General features: G+C 74.2%; 16 protein-coding genes and 2 tRNA genes. 12 read left to right on the top strand and 6 right to left on the bottom strand.

The genetic code is table 11. The features are described from left to right. Nucleotides 1–13: 13 nt before the first annotated feature. The 3 genes from ACFV04_RS38975 to ACFV04_RS38965 all read left to right on the top strand — a co-directional run bounded on the left by ACFV04_RS38975 (nt 14) and on the right by ACFV04_RS38965 (nt 2,695). Nucleotides 14–87, top strand: a tRNA-Met gene (locus ACFV04_RS38975). 193 nt (nt 88–280) lie between these two features. Then, a tRNA-Met gene (locus ACFV04_RS38970) sits at nt 281–354 on the top strand. Between the two features lie 367 nt (nt 355–721). Continuing rightward, nucleotides 722–2,695, top strand: a complete 1,974-nt coding sequence (locus ACFV04_RS38965) for a tetratricopeptide repeat protein (RefSeq protein WP_360259503.1) — start codon at nt 722–724, stop codon at nt 2,693–2,695. Between the two features lie 75 nt (nt 2,696–2,770). Here ACFV04_RS38965 and ACFV04_RS38960 read toward each other — a convergent pair whose 3' ends face one another. Then, nucleotides 2,771–3,196, bottom strand: a complete 426-nt coding sequence (locus tag ACFV04_RS38960; RefSeq protein WP_360259500.1) for a Fur family transcriptional regulator — start codon at nt 3,194–3,196, stop codon at nt 2,771–2,773. Nucleotides 3,197–3,301: 105 nt separating this feature from the next. On the opposite strand from ACFV04_RS38960, the gene ACFV04_RS38955 reads away from it, so the two are divergent. Beyond that, nucleotides 3,302–4,777, top strand: coding sequence for a catalase (locus tag ACFV04_RS38955; protein ID WP_380349424.1), 1,476 nt, complete (start codon nt 3,302–3,304; stop codon nt 4,775–4,777). Between the two features lie 99 nt (nt 4,778–4,876). On the opposite strand, the gene hisN is transcribed toward ACFV04_RS38955, so the two are convergent. The 5 genes from hisN to ACFV04_RS38930 all read right to left on the bottom strand — a co-directional run bounded on the left by hisN (nt 4,877) and on the right by ACFV04_RS38930 (nt 9,639). Continuing rightward, nucleotides 4,877–5,674, bottom strand: a complete 798-nt coding sequence (hisN, locus tag ACFV04_RS38950) for a histidinol-phosphatase (protein ID WP_360259495.1) — start codon at nt 5,672–5,674, stop codon at nt 4,877–4,879. A 133-nt stretch (nt 5,675–5,807) separates the two neighbouring features. Further along, nucleotides 5,808–6,131, bottom strand: a complete 324-nt coding sequence (locus ACFV04_RS38945; RefSeq protein WP_380349421.1) for a DMT family transporter — start codon at nt 6,129–6,131, stop codon at nt 5,808–5,810. A gap of 130 nt (nt 6,132–6,261) precedes the next feature. Next, nucleotides 6,262–7,314: a ribosome small subunit-dependent GTPase A gene (gene rsgA / locus ACFV04_RS38940; protein ID WP_360259490.1), complete on the bottom strand. Its 1,053-nt coding sequence runs from the start codon at nt 7,312–7,314 to the stop codon at nt 6,262–6,264. A 15-nt stretch (nt 7,315–7,329) separates the two neighbouring features. Then, nucleotides 7,330–8,679 carry a 3-phosphoshikimate 1-carboxyvinyltransferase gene (aroA, locus tag ACFV04_RS38935; RefSeq protein ID WP_360259487.1) on the bottom strand — a complete coding sequence of 450 codons (1,350 nt, stop codon included), beginning with the start codon at nt 8,677–8,679 and terminating at the stop codon, nt 7,330–7,332. Between the two features lie 234 nt (nt 8,680–8,913). Continuing rightward, complete coding sequence (locus tag ACFV04_RS38930) at nt 8,914–9,639, bottom strand: M50 family metallopeptidase (protein WP_360259486.1); 726 nt, start codon at nt 9,637–9,639, stop codon at nt 8,914–8,916. A gap of 147 nt (nt 9,640–9,786) precedes the next feature. Here ACFV04_RS38930 and ACFV04_RS38925 point away from each other — a divergent pair, with 147 nt between their 5' ends. The 8 genes from ACFV04_RS38925 to def all read left to right on the top strand — a co-directional run bounded on the left by ACFV04_RS38925 (nt 9,787) and on the right by def (nt 17,808). Continuing rightward, complete coding sequence (locus ACFV04_RS38925) at nt 9,787–10,539, top strand: SOS response-associated peptidase (RefSeq protein WP_380349416.1); 753 nt, start codon at nt 9,787–9,789, stop codon at nt 10,537–10,539. Between the two features lie 22 nt (nt 10,540–10,561). Continuing rightward, nucleotides 10,562–11,197, top strand: coding sequence for an alpha/beta family hydrolase (locus ACFV04_RS38920; protein ID WP_380535738.1), 636 nt, complete (start codon nt 10,562–10,564; stop codon nt 11,195–11,197). A gap of 327 nt (nt 11,198–11,524) precedes the next feature. Further along, complete coding sequence (locus ACFV04_RS38915) at nt 11,525–12,268, top strand: sigma-70 family RNA polymerase sigma factor (protein WP_380349411.1); 744 nt, start codon at nt 11,525–11,527, stop codon at nt 12,266–12,268. After that, nucleotides 12,265–12,678 carry a mycothiol system anti-sigma-R factor gene (gene rsrA / locus ACFV04_RS38910; protein WP_380349409.1) on the top strand — a complete coding sequence of 138 codons (414 nt, stop codon included), beginning with the start codon at nt 12,265–12,267 and terminating at the stop codon, nt 12,676–12,678. The genes ACFV04_RS38915 and rsrA overlap by 4 nt, the downstream gene beginning before the upstream one ends. 370 nt (nt 12,679–13,048) lie before the next feature. After that, complete coding sequence (locus ACFV04_RS38905) at nt 13,049–14,491, top strand: HD-GYP domain-containing protein (RefSeq protein ID WP_380535735.1); 1,443 nt, start codon at nt 13,049–13,051, stop codon at nt 14,489–14,491. A 62-nt stretch (nt 14,492–14,553) separates the two neighbouring features. Continuing rightward, on the top strand, nt 14,554–15,855 hold the full coding sequence (locus ACFV04_RS38900) for an HD-GYP domain-containing protein (protein ID WP_380535733.1): 1,302 nt from the start codon (nt 14,554–14,556) through the stop codon (nt 15,853–15,855). 275 nt (nt 15,856–16,130) lie between these two features. After that, nucleotides 16,131–17,123: a hypothetical protein gene (locus ACFV04_RS38895; RefSeq protein WP_360259472.1), complete on the top strand. Its 993-nt coding sequence runs from the start codon at nt 16,131–16,133 to the stop codon at nt 17,121–17,123. 43 nt (nt 17,124–17,166) lie between these two features. Beyond that, a complete protein-coding gene (def, locus tag ACFV04_RS38890; protein ID WP_380349400.1) occupies nt 17,167–17,808 on the top strand; it encodes a peptide deformylase in 642 nt (213 codons plus the stop codon). Nucleotides 17,809–17,850 lie beyond the last annotated feature (42 nt).

Here is a 17,850-nt window from a genome sequence, read left to right as displayed (position 1 = left end):
GTTCACCTACCGACGCGGGGTGGAGCAGCTCGGTAGCTCGCTGGGCTCATAACCCAGAGGTCGCAGGTTCAAATCCTGTCCCCGCTACAAAGGCCGAAGGCCCGGAGGATCCTTCCTCCGGGCCTCCGGTGTTTCCCGGAGTTCTCCGGTGCTGCCCGTGCCCGCCGGTATCCCGCCCGCTCCGGTGGGCGGGCGGGTGTTCCCGTTCGGACGTGTGCGGGGCCCCGGATGATCACCCGGACGGACCCCTGTCGTTTCCGTGCTATGGTTCACCTACCGACGCGGGGTGGAGCAGCTCGGTAGCTCGCTGGGCTCATAACCCAGAGGTCGCAGGTTCAAATCCTGTCCCCGCTACAAAGGCCAGAGGCCCGGAGGATCCTTCCTCCGGGCCTCTGGTGTTTCCCGGAGCGCTCTCGTCCGTAAGCGGTGGGAACCGCTCCGGTACTATCGACCGTCGCCAAGGAGGACGGCAGCGGGGTTTGTGGGGTGGAAGTGTCGGGAAATCGACAAAGCGCCGAAGCAATTTCGTCGGCTTCGGGTCGGCCCCGCTCGAATTCGGCCGGGGCAGGTGTACGCGGGTAGCAGGTGATGCGACGATGGGACACACGGGGGACGGTGCACGGCTGCTGATCAGCCGTCGGGTCCGGCGCCTCTCCTGGGAGTCCCCCCGGCCGCAGGCCGGGGAACGATGCCGCGACACTCTGGGGGAGCGGGAGTCGGCATGAGGCTTATCGGCAAGTCAGGCGCCAAGTCCGCGGCGGCGCCCGAGGCGGACACCGACGCCTGGGCGGAAAGCCCCGAAAGCCCCGAGAACCGCCCCGGGGCCCTGCCGGCCCAGCGCACCAGCGGCCTGTCCGAACGCCCCACCCCGGGCTACGGCCCCGACAGCCTGGTCCACGTGTCCACCCGTCAGTTCGCCGCCGCCGTCGGCGCGTACGGGGAGCAGCCCGGGGAGGAGCCGCCCTCCGGCGCCGCGCTCGACCCGGCGGGCCTGGACCCGACCAGCTTCGAGACCGCGCTCGCCGCCCGCGAGTCCGCCGCCCTGGAGGCCCGGCACCGGCAGGCCGCCGACGGCGGGGACCCGGACGCCGCGACCCGGCTCGGCACCCTGCTGCTGCGCCGCGGCGACCTGGAGGACGCCGAACCGTACCTGCGCGCCGCCGCCGCGGCCGGGGTGCGCTCCGCCGCCAACAACCTCGGCGTGCTGCTGCACCAGCAGGGCCACCGGGCGGAGGCCGGCCAGTGGTGGCGCCAGGCCGCCGTCGCGGGCAGCGCCCCGGCCGCGCACGCGCTCGGGCTGCAGCTGCGCGACCAGGGCGAGGAGGAGGCCGCCGAGTACTGGCTGCACTTCGCCGCCGACCACGGGCACCCGCTCGGCGCCTACGCGCTGGGCGACCTGATGGAGCACCGGCGGGACGTCCGGGCCGAGCGCTGGTTCAAGGTCTCCGCCGACGCCGGGCACCGGGAGGCCGCCTACCGGCTGGCCCGGATGCGCGAGGCCGCCGGGGACAAGGACACCGCCGAGGCCTGGTACCGCACCGCGGCCGCCCGCAGCCACGCCCGCGCCGCGCTGCGCCTGGGCGTGCTGCTGGAGGAGCGCGCCCGCACCGAGCAGTCGCTGCTGGACGAGGCGGCCCGCTGGTACCGGCAGGCCGCGCAGAACGGGGAGCCGCGCGCGGCCTGCGCGCTCGGCTTCCTGCTGCGCGACGCCGGGGACGTCGCGGCCGCCGCCGAGTGGTGGCAGGAGGCGGCCGAGGCCGGGGACGGCAACGCCGCCAACGCGCTGGGCGCGGTGCACGCGAGCCGCGGCGAGGCCAAGGAGGCCGAGCGCTGGTACCGCGCCGCGCTGGACGCGGGCGACCAGAACGGCGCCTTCAACCTCGGCCTGCTCTGCGCCGGCACCGGCCGCGAGCAGCAGGCCGAGCAGTGGTACCGCCGGGCCGCGTACGCCGGGCACCGGGAGGCCTGCAACGCGCTGGCCGTGGTGCTGCTGCAACGCGGCGACGAGTCCGGCGCCGAGCCGTGGTTCTCCAAGGCGGCCGAGGCCGGCAGTGTGGACGGCGCCTTCAACCTGGGCGTGCTGCACGCCGGGCGCGGCGAGCAGCGGCAGGCCCAGGAGTGGTACGCGCGGGCCGCCGCCGAGGGGCACGGGGAGGCGGCGCTGCAGCTCGCCGTCGTCCAGGAGCAGCGCGGCAACCTGTCCGGGGCGCTGGAGCGCTACCGGCAGGCCGCGGCGGGCGGCTCGGCGGAGGGCGCGTTCCGGCTGGCCTCGCTGCTGGACCGGCGCGGGGACGCGGACGCCGAGGCCGAGCACTGGTACGCGCTGGCGGCCGACGCCGGGCACCGGCGGGCGCAGGTGCGGATGGGCGTGCGGGCGGCCGAGCGCGGGGCGCTGGAGATCGCCGAGAGCTGGTACCGGCGGGCCGCCGAGGCCGGCAGCCGCAGCGCCGCGTTCAACCTGGGGCTGCTGCTGGCCCGGCAGGACAGGGAGGCCGAGGCGATGCTCTGGTACACCCGGGCCGCGGACGCCGGGCACGGGCGGGCGGCGCTGCGGCTCGCGCTGCTGGCGCTGCGCCGGGGCGAGCCGGTGCAGGCGGAGAACTGGTGCCGGCGGGCGATCGACTACGGGCCGGCCGAGGTGGCGGAGCGGGCCGGGCGCCTACTGGGCGCGCTGCACGCCGAGCTGAGCGCGTAGCGGGCGTCCGGCGGCAGGTCAGGGCCGGGGCCCGGGCCGGTACGGGGGCGCCGTCGGTGCGAGCGCGCCAGCGGCTCAACCGCCGTGCTGCGGAAGGCAGTCGGGGCACAGGCCGCGATAGGTGACCTCGGCGGCGGTGACCGCGAACCCGAAGCGCTCGGCGGCGGGCAGCGCGGCGAGCGGGTCGCCGTGCGGGTGGACGTCGCGGATCGCGCCACAGCCGGAGCAGACCAGGTGCTGGTGGGCGCGGTGCGCGTTGGGGTCGTAGCGCCGGGCGCGGCCGTCGGTGGCGAGCTCCAGGACCTCGCCGAGGGCGACCAGTTCGCCGAGCGTGTTGTAGACGGTGGCGCGGCTGATCTCGGGCAGCCGGGCCGCGGCGCGGGCGTGCACCTCGTCGGCGGTGAGGTGGACGTGTTCGCCGCCGAGGACCTCGGCCACGACCCGCCGCTGCGAGGTCAGCCGCCAGCCGCGTTCGCGCAGTCTCTCCAGCAGGTCGTCCATGTCCACCAGATTAAGTCACCGTCCGGGATTGATTCCAGTATTGACTTGGACAAAGTCCAAGTTAGGATCGTGTCATCACGACCGGACCCCGTGGAGGCACCCGTTATGACCACGCAGGACGAGCTGCGCCCGACCCTCACCACGGAGGCGGGTGCCCCCGTCGCCGACAACCAGAACACCGAGACCGCGGGCACCGGCGGCCCGGCACTGATCCAGGACCAGCTGCTGTTCGAGAAGCTCGCGCACTTCAACCGCGAGCGGATCCCGGAGCGCGTGGTGCACGCCCGCGGCGCCGGTGCGTACGGCACCTTCACGGTCACCGCCGACGTCACGCCCTGGACCAGGGCGGCGTTCCTGTCCGAGGTCGGCAAGCAGACCGAGGTCTTCCTGCGCTTCTCCACCGTGGCGGGCAACCTCGGCGCGGCCGACGCGGTGCGCGACCCGCGCGGCTTCGCGCTGAAGTTCTACACCGAGGAGGGCAACTACGACCTCGTCGGCAACAACACCCCGGTGTTCTTCATCAAGGACGCCATCAAGTTCCCCGACTTCATCCACACCCAGAAGCGAGACCCGTACACCGGCTCGCAGGAGGCCGACAACGTCTGGGACTTCTGGGGCCTGTCGCCCGAGGCGACCCACCAGGTCACCTGGCTCTTCGGCGACCGCGGCATACCGGCCTCCTACCGCCACATGAACGGCTACGGCTCGCACACCTACCAGTGGCAGAACGAGGCCGGCGAGCACTTCTGGGTCAAGTACCACTTCAAGACCGACCAGGGCATCCGCAACCTCACCCAGGCCGAGGCCAACACCCTCGCCGGCGAGGACCCGGACAGCCACCAGCGTGACCTCCGCCGGTCGATCGAGAGCGGCGAGTACCCCAGCTGGACGGTGCAGGTCCAGATCATGCCCGCGGCCGACGCCGCGGCCTACCGCTTCAACCCCTTCGACCTGACCAAGGTCTGGCCGCACGCCGACTACCCGCCGGTCGAGATCGGCCGGCTGGAGCTCAACCGCAACCCCGACAACGTCTTCGCCGAGGTCGAGCAGTCGGTCTTCTCCCCGGCGCACTTCGTGCCCGGCATCGGCCCGTCCCCGGACAAGATGCTCCAGGGCCGCCTGTTCGCGTACGCCGACGCCCACCGCTACCGGGTCGGCATCAACGCCGACCACCTGCCGGTGAACCGCCCGCACGCCACCGAGGCCCGCACCAACGGCCGCGACGGCCACCTGTACGACGGGCGCCACGGACGGCAGAAGAACTACGAGCCGAACAGCTTCGGCGGCCCGGTGCAGACCGGCCGTCCGCTGTGGGCCGCCACCGCCGTCGACGGCACCACCGGCACCCACGCGACGCCCGCACACGCCGAGGACGACGACTTCGTGCAGGCCGGCACCCTGTACCGGCTGTTCTCGGAGGACGAGAAGCAGCGGCTGATCGCCAACCTGGCCGGCTTCATCGCCAAGGTCTCCGCCGACCGCGAGGACATCGTGGAGCGGGCGGTCGACAACTTCCGCAAGGCCGACGCCGACTACGGGCAGCGGCTGGACGCGGCGGTCCGGGAGCTGCGCAAGCAGTAGCACCCGGCCCGGATGAACGGCGGCCCCCTCGACCGGCTCCCACCGGCCGAGGGGGCCGCACCACGTCGGCGCGGCGTCGGACGCCCGGCCGGCGCTGCGTCAGACGCTCAGTCGGCGCAGCGTCTCCTCGTGCAGCAGGCCGTTGGACGCGACGGCGTCGGCGCCGCCCGGACCCGGGACGCCGTCCAGGCCGGTGAAGCGGCCGCCGGCCTCCTCGACGATCACGCAGTTGGCCGCCATGTCCCACAGCGACAGCTCGGGCTCGGCGGCGATGTCGACGGCGCCCTCGGCGACCATCATGTAGGACCAGAAGTCGCCGTACGCGCGGGTGCGCCAGCAGGCGCGGGTGAGGTCCAGGAACGGGTCGAGGCGGCCGCGCTCCTCCCAGCCGGTGAGCGAGGAGTAGGAGAAGGACGCGTCCTCCATCCGGGAGACGCCGGACACGTGGATCCGGGAGGCCTTCGTCAGGCTGCGGCCCGCGAAGGCCCCGAGGCCCTTGGCCGCCCACCAGCGGCGCTGCAGCGCCGGGGCGGAGACGATGCCGACCACCGGGCGCTCGACGCCGTCCGGGCCGTCCTCCAGCAGGGCGATCAGGGTCGCCCAGACCGGGACCCCGCGGATGTAGTTCTTGGTGCCGTCGATCGGGTCGATCACCCAGCGGCGCGGGCCGGAGCCCTGCAGGCCGAACTCCTCGCCCAGGACGGCGTCGCGCGGGCGGGCGCGCTGGAGCACGCTGCGCACGAGCTCCTCGGCAGCCTTGTCGGCGTCGCTCACCGGGGTGAGGTCGGGCTTGGTCTCGATCTTCAGGTCGAGGGCGCGGAAGCGCTCCAGGGTGACCGAGTCGGCCGAGTCGGCGAGGACGTGGGCGAGTCGGAGATCGTCGTGGTAATCGGCCATGCCCGAAACCCTAGCGAGCCAGCCCCGATCGACACAGCCGGGCTCGCGGAGCGGGACGGAGCGGTGTCGGGCCCGCCCGCACCGCGCAGGCGGCTCCCCGGGCGGGAGCCGGCGCCGTGCGCGCCGGGGCGTCCTAGTGCGCCGTGCCGCTGAGCTGGAGGCCGATGACCCCGGTGATCACCAGGGAGATCGAGACCAGCTTGAGCACCGAGGTGGTCTCGTCCAGGAAGACCATGCCGTAGACGGCGGTGCCGGCCGCGCCGATGCCCGTCCACACCGCGTAGGCGGGGCCGACCGGCAGGCTCTTCAGGGACAGGGTGAGCAGGCCGAAGCTGCCGAGGGCGAACGCGCAGAAGCTGATGGTGGGCCAGAGCTTGGTGAAGCCCTCGCTGAGCTTGAGGTTGATCGCGAAGCCGGTCTCCAGCAGGCCTGCCAGGACCACCAGGGCCCATGCCATCGCGTGCCCTCCCAGTGGATCGACGGTCGGACCGTGCCCGGCCCGACCTTCCTATGATCACCAGGCGGGCGCCGTCCGACACCTCGAACGGGCCGCGAACCCCGCCGCACAGCGGCGGGGCGCGCCGGACTCAGTCGAGCTCGCCCTCCTTGCTGGCCAGCAGACGGCGCAGCGAGTAGAGCCGGGCGGCCTCGGCGTGGCCGTCGGCGACCCAGGCGTCCAACGCGCAGTCCGGCTCGTCGTGACTGCACGCGCGCGGGCAGTCGACCGTACCCGGCTCCAGGTCCGGGAAGGCGAGGATGACCCGCGACGGGTCGATGTGCGAGAGGCCGAAGGAACGGAAGCCCGGGGTGTCGATCACCCAGCCCGGGTCCAGCGCCTTCCGGGAGCCCGGCTTGACGCCCGGCGGCGGGGGCAGCCGCAGCGCGAGCGCCGACACGGTGGTGTGCCGGCCGCGGCCGGTGACCGCGTTGACGCGGCCGGTCTGCCGCTGACGGTCCGGGACCAGCGCGTTGACCAGGGTGGTCTTGCCGACACCGGAGTGGCCGATGAACACCGTGGACCGCCCGCGCAGGTACTCCCGGACGGCCTCGGCGCCGGTCGTCTCCAGCTCGTCGCGGCGGGTGACCACGTACTGGATGCCGAGCGTGGCGTAGGAGTCCAGCAGCGTCGAGGCCGGGGCGAGGTCCGCCTTGGTGAGCACCAGCAGCGGCTCCATGCCCGCGTCGTAGGCGGCCACCAGGCAGCGGTCGATCAGCCGCGGGCGCGGCTCCGGGTCCGCCAGGGCGGTGACGATGGCCAACTGCTCGGCGTTGGCGACCACGATCCGCTCGTACGGGTCGTCGTCGTCCGCGGTGCGCCGCAGCACCGAGCTGCGCTCCTCGACCCGGACGATCCGGGCGAGGGTGTCGGCGTCCCCGGAGAGGTCACCGACCAGATTGACCACGTCACCGACGACGACGCCCTTGCGGCCCAGCTCGCGGGCCTTCATGGCGATGATCTCGCGCTCCTGCTTGGTGCCCGGGTCGACCAGGCAGGTCACCCTGCCCCGGTCGACGGTCAGCACCATCGCCTCGGCGGCGTCCTCGTGCTTGGGCCGGATCCTGGTCCGCGGCCGGGAACCCCGGCGGGCCGGGCGGTTGCGGATGTCGTCCTCGTCGGCGTCCTTGCCGTAGCGGCGCATGTGCTCAGTCCCCGCTCAGACGTCCGCCGTCGTTCCGTCCGCGCCGCCCGCCCCGCCGAGCAGCTCCGCCCACATCCCCGGGAAGTCGGGGAGGGTCTTGGCGGTCGTGGCGACGTTCTCCACCCCGACACCGGGCACGGCGAGGCCGAGCACCGCGCCGGCCGTGGCCAGCCGGTGGTCCTCGTAGGTGTGGAAGACCCCGCCGCGCAGCGGGCGCGGACGGATCCGCAGACCGTCCTCGGTCTCCGTGACGTCGCCGCCGAGATCGTTGATCTCCTTGGCGAGCGCCGCGAGCCGGTCGGTCTCGTGCAGACGCAGGTGGGCGATGCCGTACAGGTGGGACTCGGAGTCGGCGAGCGCGGCGACCGCGGCGATCACCGGGGTCAGCTCGCCCACGTCGTGCAGGTCCGCCTCGATGCCGTGGATCCGGCCGGTGCCGGTGAACTGCAGGCCCTCGTCGGTGAACTCGCAGGCGCCACCCATCCGGGTGTAGATCTCGCGCAGCTGGTCGCCGGGCTGGGTGGTGTGCTTGGGCCAGTCCCGCACGGTGACGCGGCCGCCGGTGACCAGGGCGGCGGCGAAGAACGGCGCGGCGTTGGACAGGTCCGGCTCGACCACCAGGTCGCGGCCGATCAGGGCACCCGGGGTGACCCGCCAGACGTCCTTCTCGCCGCCGTCCTCAGGGGCGTCGACCTGGGCCCCGGCCAGACGCAGCATCTCGACGGTCATCCGGATGTGCGGCAGCGACGGCACCGGGCCGCCGACGTGCCGGACCTCGATGCCCTGGTTGTAGCGGGCACCGGACAGCAGCAGGGCCGAGACGAACTGCGACGACGACGAGGCGTCCAGCTCGACCGGGCCGCCGTCGAGGGAACCGGTGCCGTGGACGGTGAGCGGGAACGCGCCGCGGCCGCCGTCGTCGATCCGGGCACCGAGCGCGCGCAGGGCGTTGATCACGCCGTGCTGGGGGCGCTCGTAGCAGCGCGGATCGCCGTCGAAGTGCACCGGGCCGTCGGCCAGGACGGCGAGCGGGGGCAGGAAACGCATGACCGTGCCGGCGTTGCCGACGTCGACGGAGGCCGGACCGCGCAGCGCGGGCGCGGGGAAGACCCGCCAGGCCTCGCCGCCGCCGGTGCCGCCCGCGTCGTTGTTGACCGTCTCCTCGATCGTGACCCCGAGGGCACGCAGGCCGTCGGCCATCAGCTGGGAGTCGCGGCTGCGCAGCGGGCGGCGCACCCAGCCGGGCTTCTCGGCGAGAGCCGCCAGCACCAGGGCCCGGTTGGTGACCGACTTGGAGCCGGGGATGGTGACGGTGGCGTCGACGGGGCTGGTGGCGACGGGGGCGGGCCACGGGGTCTCGGTCATGTGGCAAGTCTAGGGGCCGTACCGGAACGGGCTGCTAATCGCCCGCTCGCCTCCGGGGCGCTCGGATCCGGTGCCGACGGTCGGTGCTCCCTCGCTCGTGCCTCGCTCCCTCGCGGTCTCCCTTTCGGCATCGGCGCGCCCCTTCGGCTCGGGGCGGGGCTTGCCCGCTCGCCTCCGGGAGGCTGCTCGGGACGGGGTTCGCCCGCCCGCCTCCGGGAGGCTGCTCGGGGCGGGTCAGTGCAGGGGCTGGAGCAGCCAGCTCGCGCCGAGGGCGAGGCAGGCGAGGGCGACGAGCAGGAAGACGGTGACCCAGGCGAGGGCGGGGACGTGGGTGAGCCGGGCGAGCTGGTCGGCGTCGGAGTCGCGGGCCCAGCCGATGCGGCGCTGGTGCTGCAGCTCCAGGACCGGGCGGACGGCGCCGAAGAGCAGGAACCAGCAGCCGAGGTAGGCGAAGCCGGCCTGGACCTCGGCGCTGCCGAACCAGGAGACCAGGAAGAAGGCGCCGCCGGCCACGAGGACGGTGAACAGGCCGAAGGCGTTGCGGATGCGCAGGAGCAGGGCGAGCAGCAGGAGGATCACCAGCCAGAGCAGCAGGGTGATCCGGTCGGCGGCGAGCAGGGCCGCGCAGCCGAGGCCGAGCAGCGCGGGGGCGGTGTAGCCGGCGGCGGCGGTGAGGACCATGCCGGGGCCGGTGGGGCGGCCGTAGGAGAGGGTCAGGCCCGAGGTGTCGGAGTGCAGCCGGATGCCGGCGAGCTTGCGGCCGGTGACGAGCGCGACCAGGCCGTGGCCCCCCTCGTGGGCGATGGTGACGGCGTTGCGGGCGACGTGCCACAGCGGGCGGGCGAGGACGGCGAGCAGGGCGGCGCCGCCGGTGGCCAGGACCAGCCAGCCGGGCGGGGCGGACTGGGTGCCGGTGACCTGGTCCCACAGGGCGCTCAGGGTCTGGTCGTCGGTGCTCATCGGGTCTTCCCGCCTCCTCCGCTGCGTTGGGCCGTTCGGGGCAGCCTCCCATGCGGGGACGGGCGGGCGGGAGCGGGCGGTTCTGGCCGGGGCATGTGGATGCGGTGAGGAAGTGGCGGGGACGGGCGGCATGGCAAGCTGGCCCGCATGTGCGGTCGGTTCGCAGCCAGCAGCAAGCCCGAGGACATCGTCGAGCTGTTCGACGTCGAGCAGTGGGACCCGGAGGAGACTCTGGAGCCGAACTGGAACGTCGCGCCGACCGACAGCGCCTTCGTGGTGCTGGAGCGGATGGGCCGGGAGCAGTCGCGGGCCGTGCGGCAGTTGCGGGTGCTGCGCTGGGGGCTGGTGCCGCAGTGGTCGAACACCGCGGAGACGGCGGTGAAGATGATCAACGCCCGGTCGGACACCGTGCACGAGAAGCCCTCGTACCGGCAGGCCTTCGCCGCGCGCCGGTGCGTCCTGCCGGTGGACGGCTACTACGAGTGGCAGACGGTGCCGGGCGAGCGGGGCAAGGCGCGGAAGAAGCCGTACTTCGTCTCGCGGGCGGACGGCACCCCGCTGGCACTGGCCGGGCTGTACGAGTTCTGGCGCAACCGGGCCGTGCCGCCCGGGCACCCCGAGGCCTGGCTGGTGACGTTCACGGTCGTCACCACGGACGCCGAGGAGTCGCTGGCGCCGATCCACGAGCGGATGCCGCTGTTCCTCGACCCGCCGGACTGGGACGCGTGGCTGGACCCGAGGCTGACCGACCCGGACGCGCTGCGCCGGCTGCTGATACCCCCGCCGCCCGGCGCCCTGCTGGCCACCCCGGTGTCGCCGGCGGTCGGCAGTATCCGCAACAACGGCCCGGAGCTCAAGGATCCGTGGACCGAGGTCGAGTACGAGACCACCCTGTTCTGAAGTACTTGGGAGCCAAGCGGAGATGACCACCGAACTCGTCACCACCGAGGCCGGCGAGGCCCGGATCACCCACCACCGGGCCGCCGAGCCGAAGGCCGTCCTGGCGCTCGGGCACGGCGCGGGCGGCGGGATCGAGGCCCGCGACCTGGTGGCGCTGGCCGGGAGGCTGCCGGCCCGCGGGATCACGGTGGCGCTGGTCGAGCAGCCCTGGCGGGTGGCGGGTAGGAAGCTGGGCCCGGCGCCGAGGACGCTGGACCTCGGCTGGCGGCCGGTGGCCGAGCACCTGGCCGGGTCGGGACTGCCGCTGGTGGTGGGCGGGCGCAGCGCGGGGGCGCGGGTGGCCTGCCGGACGGGGGCGACCACCGGGGCGGTGGGGGTGGTGGCGCTGGCGTTCCCGCTGCACCCTCCGGGCAGGCCGGAGAAGAGCCGGGCGGAGGAGCTGCTGGGGTCGGGACTGCCGACGCTGGTGGTGCAGGGCGGGCAGGACCCGTTCGGCGGGCCGGAGGAGTTCCCGCCGCTGCCGGCGGGGCACGAGCTGGTGGCGGTGCCGTACGGCGGCCACGGCTTCGCGGTGCCCAAGCGGGCGCCGGTGGGGGAGGACGACACGCTGGACCTGATCTGCGCGGCGGTGGGGGACTGGGTGCTGCGGCTGCTGTGAGGCCGTGGCCGAGGCTGCGCAGCCGTTGCCGTTGCCGCTGCCGTGAGCAGGGAGTTTCCGATCGCTCACCCGTTCGGGTGGATGGCGGGCGCGGGCGGGAATGCGGGCGGGGCCGGTGTGGTTGACATGCTCGTCAGCACGAACCACCGGTGAGAGGCAGGGCAGATGGGTTCGATCGCGTGCCCCGAACGGCCAGAGGAGCGCGAGGCCGCCACGGCGTTCGCCCCCTCCTGGCCGGAGTGGATAGACGCGGGCGAGAAGCCCGTCAGCCCGATATCCTCCATTTCTGGGCGGCCCGCTGTGGGCCGTGGCCGTCATGCCGAGGAGGTGGGTCCGGTCGTCGGGACCGAGCACGAGGCCGAGCCGGGCCGTGGCCCGGACGAGGTCCGGCCTGCGGGCGAGGCGCTCACCGGTGAGGAGCTGGCCGAGGCGATCGGTGAGGACACCTACCGGGTGTCGGCGCAGGAGAGCGAGGAGGCCCGGCGGGAGCGCTTCGAGCGCGACGCCCTGGGCTACCTGGATCCGATGTACTCGGCGGCGCTGCGCATGACGCGCAACCCGGCCGACGCGGAGGACCTGCTCCAGGAGGCGTTCGCCAAGGCGTACGCGTCGTTCCACCAGTTCCGCGAGGGCACGAACCTCAAGGCCTGGCTGTACCGCATCCTCACCAACACGTTCATCAACTCGTACCGCAAGAAGCAGCGGGAGCCCCAGCGCACCGCGGCGGAGGAGATCGAGGACTGGCAGCTGGCCAGGGCCGAGTCGCACATGTCGACCGGTCTGCGCTCGGCCGAGACCCAGGCGCTCGACCACCTCCCCGACAGCGACGTGAAGGACGCGCTCCAGGCCATCCCGGAGGAATTCCGGATCGCCGTCTATCTCGCGGACGTAGAAGGCTTTGCGTACAAGGAGATCGCGGACATCATGGGTACTCCCATCGGTACGGTGATGTCCCGGCTGCACCGCGGCCGCCGTCAGCTGCGCGGCATGCTGGAGGATTACGCCCGTGAGCGCGGGCTCGTCCCGGCCGGCAGCGGGGCAGGGCAGGAAGCGAAGGGCTCGGGCTCATGAGCTGCGGCGATCCGCACGACACCGAGTGTGGCGAGGTCCTCGACCACCTCTACGAATTCCTCGACAACGAGATGGCCGAGGGCGACTGCGCCAAGCTGCGTGTGCACTTCGAGGAGTGCTCGCCCTGCCTGAAGCAGTACGGGCTGGAGCAGGCGATCAAGGCGCTGATCAAGCGCTCCTGCGGGTGCGACGACACCCCGGCCGACCTGCGGAGCAAGGTGCTGGCCAGGATCGACTCGATCCGGGCCGGGCAGCGCTCGGGCGAGCAGGTGGTGGTCTCGGTGGAGGCCTCCGTCGAGGTGCACGCCGAGAACGCCCGGCCGGCGCCGAGGCCGGCGAAGGGCGTGGCGGGCGGGGAGCCGGCCGAGCGCCCCGGCGCGACGGTCGAGGCGGGCGCCCCGGCGGAGTGACCGGCCGGGCCTGGCCGGGTCCGTCAGCCGTCCGGCCGTCAGCCAGTGGTCGGTCTGTCAGCTGTCCGTCAGCCAGCCGCCGTCCGTCGGCGAAGGCGGTCCGGGCAAGGAAGTTCAGCGGCCCCGGGAGCATGTGCTCCCGGGGCCGCTCCCGTTCTGCTCGCGTGCGCCGTCACTCGTTCGAGTGAGTTGGCGGTGCGCCAACTGCACCATTGCGGGATCATGCGTCCCCACGCCCGGACGGCGGCCTATCCTCCTGACGGACGCTCACCGTCGGTTCGCCCGGCGTGCTGAGGCAACACCGGGCCCGGACGGCGGGGAGGTCGAGATCGCTACCGACAGTGGAGGCGCGGCCCTGCCGCCGGGGGCGGTGCGCTACCTGGTGGCCGTCCCGGTGGCGGCGCTGTGCTGCCTGGTGCCACTGCTGCCCGCCGCGGTCACCCCGGGGGTGCCGCGTTGGCTCGGTGGGGCGACGGACTGGCCCAAGCTCGGGCTGCTGGCCTTCCTGCACGGCTGCTGGGAGTCCCTGGCCCAGGGGCTGCCGACGCCCTGCCTGGTGCTGGTGCGCCGGATGCTGCGCCGCCCGGCACTGCCCGCGCGGGTGCCCGCCCGGCCGGGGGTGAATGCCTTCTTCCCGGTGCTGTTCGCCGGGGTCCTGATGCTCCCTCCGTCCGCTGCGGCCCTGGTCGCCGCCCCGGCCGCGGTGCTCGGCGGTCCGAGCGGGCCCGGCTGCCGGCGCCGCCAGCTGTTCAACGGCTCCCAGCTCGCGCTCTGCGCCTTCGCCTCCTCGGTGGTCTTCCACCTGCTGTGCGGCCCGCAGCTGCTGCTGGGCTCCCGCTTCCCGGCCGCGCTGCTGCCCGGGTTCGCCTCCGTTGCCGCGTTCTGCCTGGTCAACGGGGTGGTGGTGGGGGTGATGGTGATGCTCAGCGAGGGCCGCGGGGCCGGGGTGCTGCTGCGCGGGGCCTGCTCGGTGTGCGGACTGCCGGTACTGGTGCACGCGGCCGGCGGCCTGATGGTCGCGGTGCTCTGGCAGGGGCCGTACGGCGCGTTCGCGGCGCTGCTGGCGCTGCTGCCGCTGTCCATCTCCGCCTGGGTGTTCGCCCAGGGGCAGCGGGAACAGGACGCCCACCAGGCCACCGTGCAGTCGCTGGTGCAGGCCGTGGAGATCAAGGACGCGTACACCCGCGGCCACAGCGAACGGGTCGGCCGCGCCTCGGTGCTGATCGCCGATCAGCTGGGCATGGAGGCCGAGCGGCTGCGCACCCTGCGCTTCGCCGGGGTCCTGCACGACGTCGGCAAGCTCGGGGTGGCGACCGAGCTGCTGCGCAGAAACGGTCCCCTCAGCGAAGAGGAGCGGCGGGCCGTGGAGATCCACCCGGTGTACGGGTACGAGCTGGTGCGCGGGATCGACTTCCTCGGCGAGGCGCACGCCGGGATCCTGCACCACCACGAGCGGATGGACGGCCGCGGCTACCCGAGCGGGCTGGCCGGACCGCAGATCCCCGAGTTCGCCCGGATCATCTCGGTCGCCGACGCCTTCGACTCGATGACCTCCACCCGCTCCTACCGGCGCGGACGCCCGGTCACGGAGGCGGTGGCCGAGCTGGAGCGCTGTACCGGCAGCCAGTTCGACCCGGTGATGGTGCGGGCGCTGATCGACGCGCTGGCCGTGCACGACTGGCAGCCGGTGGTGCACTCCGAGGACTGCGTGCGGGCCGTCCCGGACATCCCGCTCGGGGTGCCCGAACCGGTCCGGACGGCCCCCGGCCGGGTGCCCTCCCCGGGCGGCGTCCCCGCGGCCGGGCAGCCGTGACGGCGCCCGGGCGCGCGGCCCTCGGCCGGACGGCCCGAGGCCGGGCGTTCCCCGGCCGTACCGTGTGCGGGCCCACCGCCCGCGCGGTGCACGCGGCGGCCGCCGCGCTGCTGGCGCTCGCGCTGGGCGCGGTCGCGGTGCGCGGGGTCGCGGAGCCCCGGGTCGCGCTGGCGTTCACCGCGCTGATCGCGCTCGGCGAGTGCGTCCGGATCACCCTTCCGGGCGATCGCGAACAGGCGCCCATCGGCGCGGCCGGCGCGCTCGCGTACGCCCTGCTCGGACCGTTGCGCGGAGTGCCGACCGCGCACGGCACGCTCCAGGTGGTCGCGGTGACCGGGGCCGGCCTGCTGCTGGCGTGGCTGCCCGGGCTGGCCCTGCCGCACCGCCCGGACCGCCCGCACCGCCGCCCGCCCTGGGCCGACCCGGCCCGCCGGGACAGCGCCGCCCGCCGACTGCTCGCGGTCGGTTTCGCCGCCGCGGTCTTCCAGCCGCTGTACAACGGCGCCCTGGTCGACCGCTTCTCGCCGCAGGGCCCGGCGTACGGGGCGTTCCTGACCGCCGTCGCCGCGCTGGCCGCGCTGTGCGACGCGACCCTGGCGGCACTGCTGCGCCGCTCCGAGGGCGGGTTGCGGTTCCCCGCGGCGCTGGAGGACGAACTGCGCTCGCTGTTCGGCATCGGCTCGGCGATCGTCGCTACCGGCATGCTGGTCAGCCTCGCGGCCGGTGAGGTCGGGCTCTGGGCGCTGCCGCTGTTCTGCACCCCGCTGCTGCTCGCCCAGGTGTCCTTCCGGCGCGCCGCGGCGGTCCGGGCCACCACCGGGCAGACCATCGCCAGCCTCGCCCGCGCCACCGAGGTGGCCGGCTACACCCCGCACGGGCATGCGCGCCGGGTCGCGGACACGGCGTGCGCCCTCGGGCGCGAGCTGGGCCTGGGCACCCGTGAGCTCGCCCTGCTGGAGTACGCCGCGCTGATGCACGACGTCGGCCAGCTGTCCCTGGTCGAACCGGTGCCGGACGGAGCCACGGCGGTGCTGCCCTGCGCCGAACAGCAGCGGATCGCCCGGCTGGGCAGCGAGGTGATCAGCCGCACCGGGGTGCCCCGGCAGGTCGCCGAGCAGGTCGCCCGGCTGGCCGACCCGTACGCCGGCCAGGCCGGCGGCGAGGGACCGGTGCCGCTCGCCGCCCGCATCATCCGGGTCGCCAACGCCCACGACGACCTGCTCACGGCCGCCCGCGGCCGGGGCGTCGGCGAGGCGGTGGGGCGGCTGGAGGCGCTGGAGGTGATCCGGCTGGGCCGCGGCCGGGTCTACGACGCCCGGGTGGTGGACGCCCTGGCCCGGGTCGGCGGCCAGGCCCGCGGCTGAGACCCGGTCGGAGCGGCGGGGAGCGGTCGGCGGCCGGGTTCGCGGCCCGTCGGCCGGTCCCGGACCCGCCAGGGGTTGAGAGGGCGCGGTCGGGCGGGCAGGCTGGGGAGGGGCGGGCCCAACCTCGACGGTGGGGAGCGCGGGCGGGGGCGGGCGTGGTTGGATGCGGTCGTAGCGTGGAACACCGACCCGGGACAGCGGGCCCCGAGCACCGTCCGGGACGGCAAGGGCGCGGTGGCACGGGACTTGAGCGGACGACGACGGCAGGGACGAACGTGAGGATCTTCCACCGGGCACGGCACCGGCCGTCCGCCACCTGGCGGCAGACGACCGACCGGGCCTTCACGCTGATCGGCGACGGCCGCTACGAGGACGCCGGCGCGCTGCTGGTGATGGCCGCCGACCTGGAGCCGTGGCTGTCCGACTCCTGGTTCAACCTCGCCCTCCTGCACAAGTTCCGCCGCGACTGGGAGCAGGCCCGCTCGGCCGGTCTGCGCGCCGTCGCCCTGCTGGACCGTGAACACGGCGCCCCCGACTGGTGGAACCTCGGCATCACCGCCACCGCCCTGCAGGACTGGCCGCTGGCCCGCCGCGCCTGGCAGGCGTACGGCCTCAAGCTGCCCGGCGGCCCCGGCGGGCAGCCCGACGGCCCGGTCAGCCTCGACCTCGGCACCACCCCGGTGCGGCTCTCCCCGGACGGCGAGTCCGAGGTGGTCTGGGGCCGCCGCCTGGACCCGGCCCGGATCGAGGTCCTCTCCATCCCGCTGCCCTCCTCCGGCCGCCGTTGGGGCGAGGTGGTGCTGCACGACGGCGCCCCGCACGGCGAGCGGGTCACCGACGGCGTGGCCTACCCCGTCTTCGACGAGATCGAGCTGTGGGCGCCCTCCCCGGTGCCGACCTACGTGGTGCTGCTGCAGGCCGCCACCGCCGGGGACCGGGACGCGCTGGAACGGCTGGTCGCCGACGCCGGTTACGCGGCCGAGGACTGGACCTCCTCGGTGCGGCTGCTCTGCCGCGCCTGCTCGGAGAGCCGGATGGCCTCCGACGACGGCATCGCCGCCCACCACGACCCGCACGACGACGGGGACGCCGCCCACCCCGGCCACCTCAGCCACCTCAGCCAGGGCGGCGCGGCCGGGATGTCCTGGCTGGTCGAGCGGGAGTGCGGGATCGCCGCCCCCGCCCACCTGGTGCGCACCCTGCTGGACCGCTGGGTCACGGCCTCCCCGGGAACCCGGGCTTACCGGGATCTCGAAGAAGTCTGCTGAGTACCCTGGTGAGGTACGCGTAGGACCTATGGAAGCGGAAGACATGGCGGAGCAGGCCGAGCAGCACGAGCACGAGCACGACGTGGAGGGGGCGGCGCCCGAGGCTCCCGTGAAGGTGATCGGTGAGGAGCCCGACCTCGGCAAGGGCACCGCCCGCCCGATCACCGTCGTCGGCAACCCCGTCCTGCACCGCGAGGTCAAGGACGTCACCGCCTTCGACGGCGAGCTCTCCGCGCTGATCGACGACATGTTCCAGTCCATGTACGCCGCCGAGGGCGTCGGCCTCGCCGCCAACCAGATCGGCGTGGACCTCAAGGTCTTCGTCTACGACTGCCCGGACGACGAGGGCGTGCGCCACATCGGCCACGTGATCAACCCGAAGCTGGAGGACTACCCGGCCGACCGCCGCCGGGTGCTCGACGACGGCAACGAGGGCTGCCTGTCCGTCCCGACCGCGTACGCCGAGCTGCCGCGCCCGGACTACGCCGCGGTGACCGGCGTCGACAAGGACGGCAAGCCGATCCGCGTCGAGGGCACCGGCTTCTTCGCCCGCTGCCTGCTGCACGAGACCGACCACCTGTACGGGACCCTCTACATCGACAAGCTGTCCAAGCGCGACCGCAAGGACGCGCTCAAGCAGATGGCCGAGGGCACGCCGAAGTACGCGACCGTGCCGAACGCGTGACGGTACGGCGGTAGTCGCCGGAGGCCGGTGCGGACCCTGGTC

Origin of the sequence: Kitasatospora sp. NPDC059599 (genome assembly GCF_042735125.1) — a bacterium.
In the GTDB taxonomy this organism is placed as follows: Bacteria; Actinomycetota; Actinomycetes; order Streptomycetales; family Streptomycetaceae; genus Kitasatospora.
Note: the sequence above shows the minus strand (reverse complement) of the source record. Positions and strands in the feature narration are given on the sequence as shown.

Excerpts from the sequence above, each read along its gene's own strand:
- ACFV04_RS38965 (WP_360259503.1), top strand. The coding sequence starts at position 722 with ATGAGGCTTATCGGCAAGTCAGGCGCCAAGTCCGCGGCGGCGCCCGAG.
- ACFV04_RS38960 (WP_360259500.1), bottom strand. The coding sequence starts at position 3,196 with ATGGACGACCTGCTGGAGAGACTGCGCGAACGCGGCTGGCGGCTGACC.
- ACFV04_RS38955 (WP_380349424.1), top strand. The coding sequence starts at position 3,302 with ATGACCACGCAGGACGAGCTGCGCCCGACCCTCACCACGGAGGCGGGT.
- hisN (WP_360259495.1), bottom strand. The coding sequence starts at position 5,674 with ATGGCCGATTACCACGACGATCTCCGACTCGCCCACGTCCTCGCCGAC.
- ACFV04_RS38945 (WP_380349421.1), bottom strand. The coding sequence starts at position 6,131 with ATGGCATGGGCCCTGGTGGTCCTGGCAGGCCTGCTGGAGACCGGCTTC.
- rsgA (WP_360259490.1), bottom strand. The coding sequence starts at position 7,314 with ATGCGCCGCTACGGCAAGGACGCCGACGAGGACGACATCCGCAACCGC.
- aroA (WP_360259487.1), bottom strand. The coding sequence starts at position 8,679 with ATGACCGAGACCCCGTGGCCCGCCCCCGTCGCCACCAGCCCCGTCGAC.
- ACFV04_RS38930 (WP_360259486.1), bottom strand. The coding sequence starts at position 9,639 with ATGAGCACCGACGACCAGACCCTGAGCGCCCTGTGGGACCAGGTCACC.
- ACFV04_RS38925 (WP_380349416.1), top strand. The coding sequence starts at position 9,787 with ATGTGCGGTCGGTTCGCAGCCAGCAGCAAGCCCGAGGACATCGTCGAG.
- ACFV04_RS38920 (WP_380535738.1), top strand. The coding sequence starts at position 10,562 with ATGACCACCGAACTCGTCACCACCGAGGCCGGCGAGGCCCGGATCACC.
- rsrA (WP_380349409.1), top strand. The coding sequence starts at position 12,265 with ATGAGCTGCGGCGATCCGCACGACACCGAGTGTGGCGAGGTCCTCGAC.
- def (WP_380349400.1), top strand. The coding sequence starts at position 17,167 with ATGGCGGAGCAGGCCGAGCAGCACGAGCACGAGCACGACGTGGAGGGG.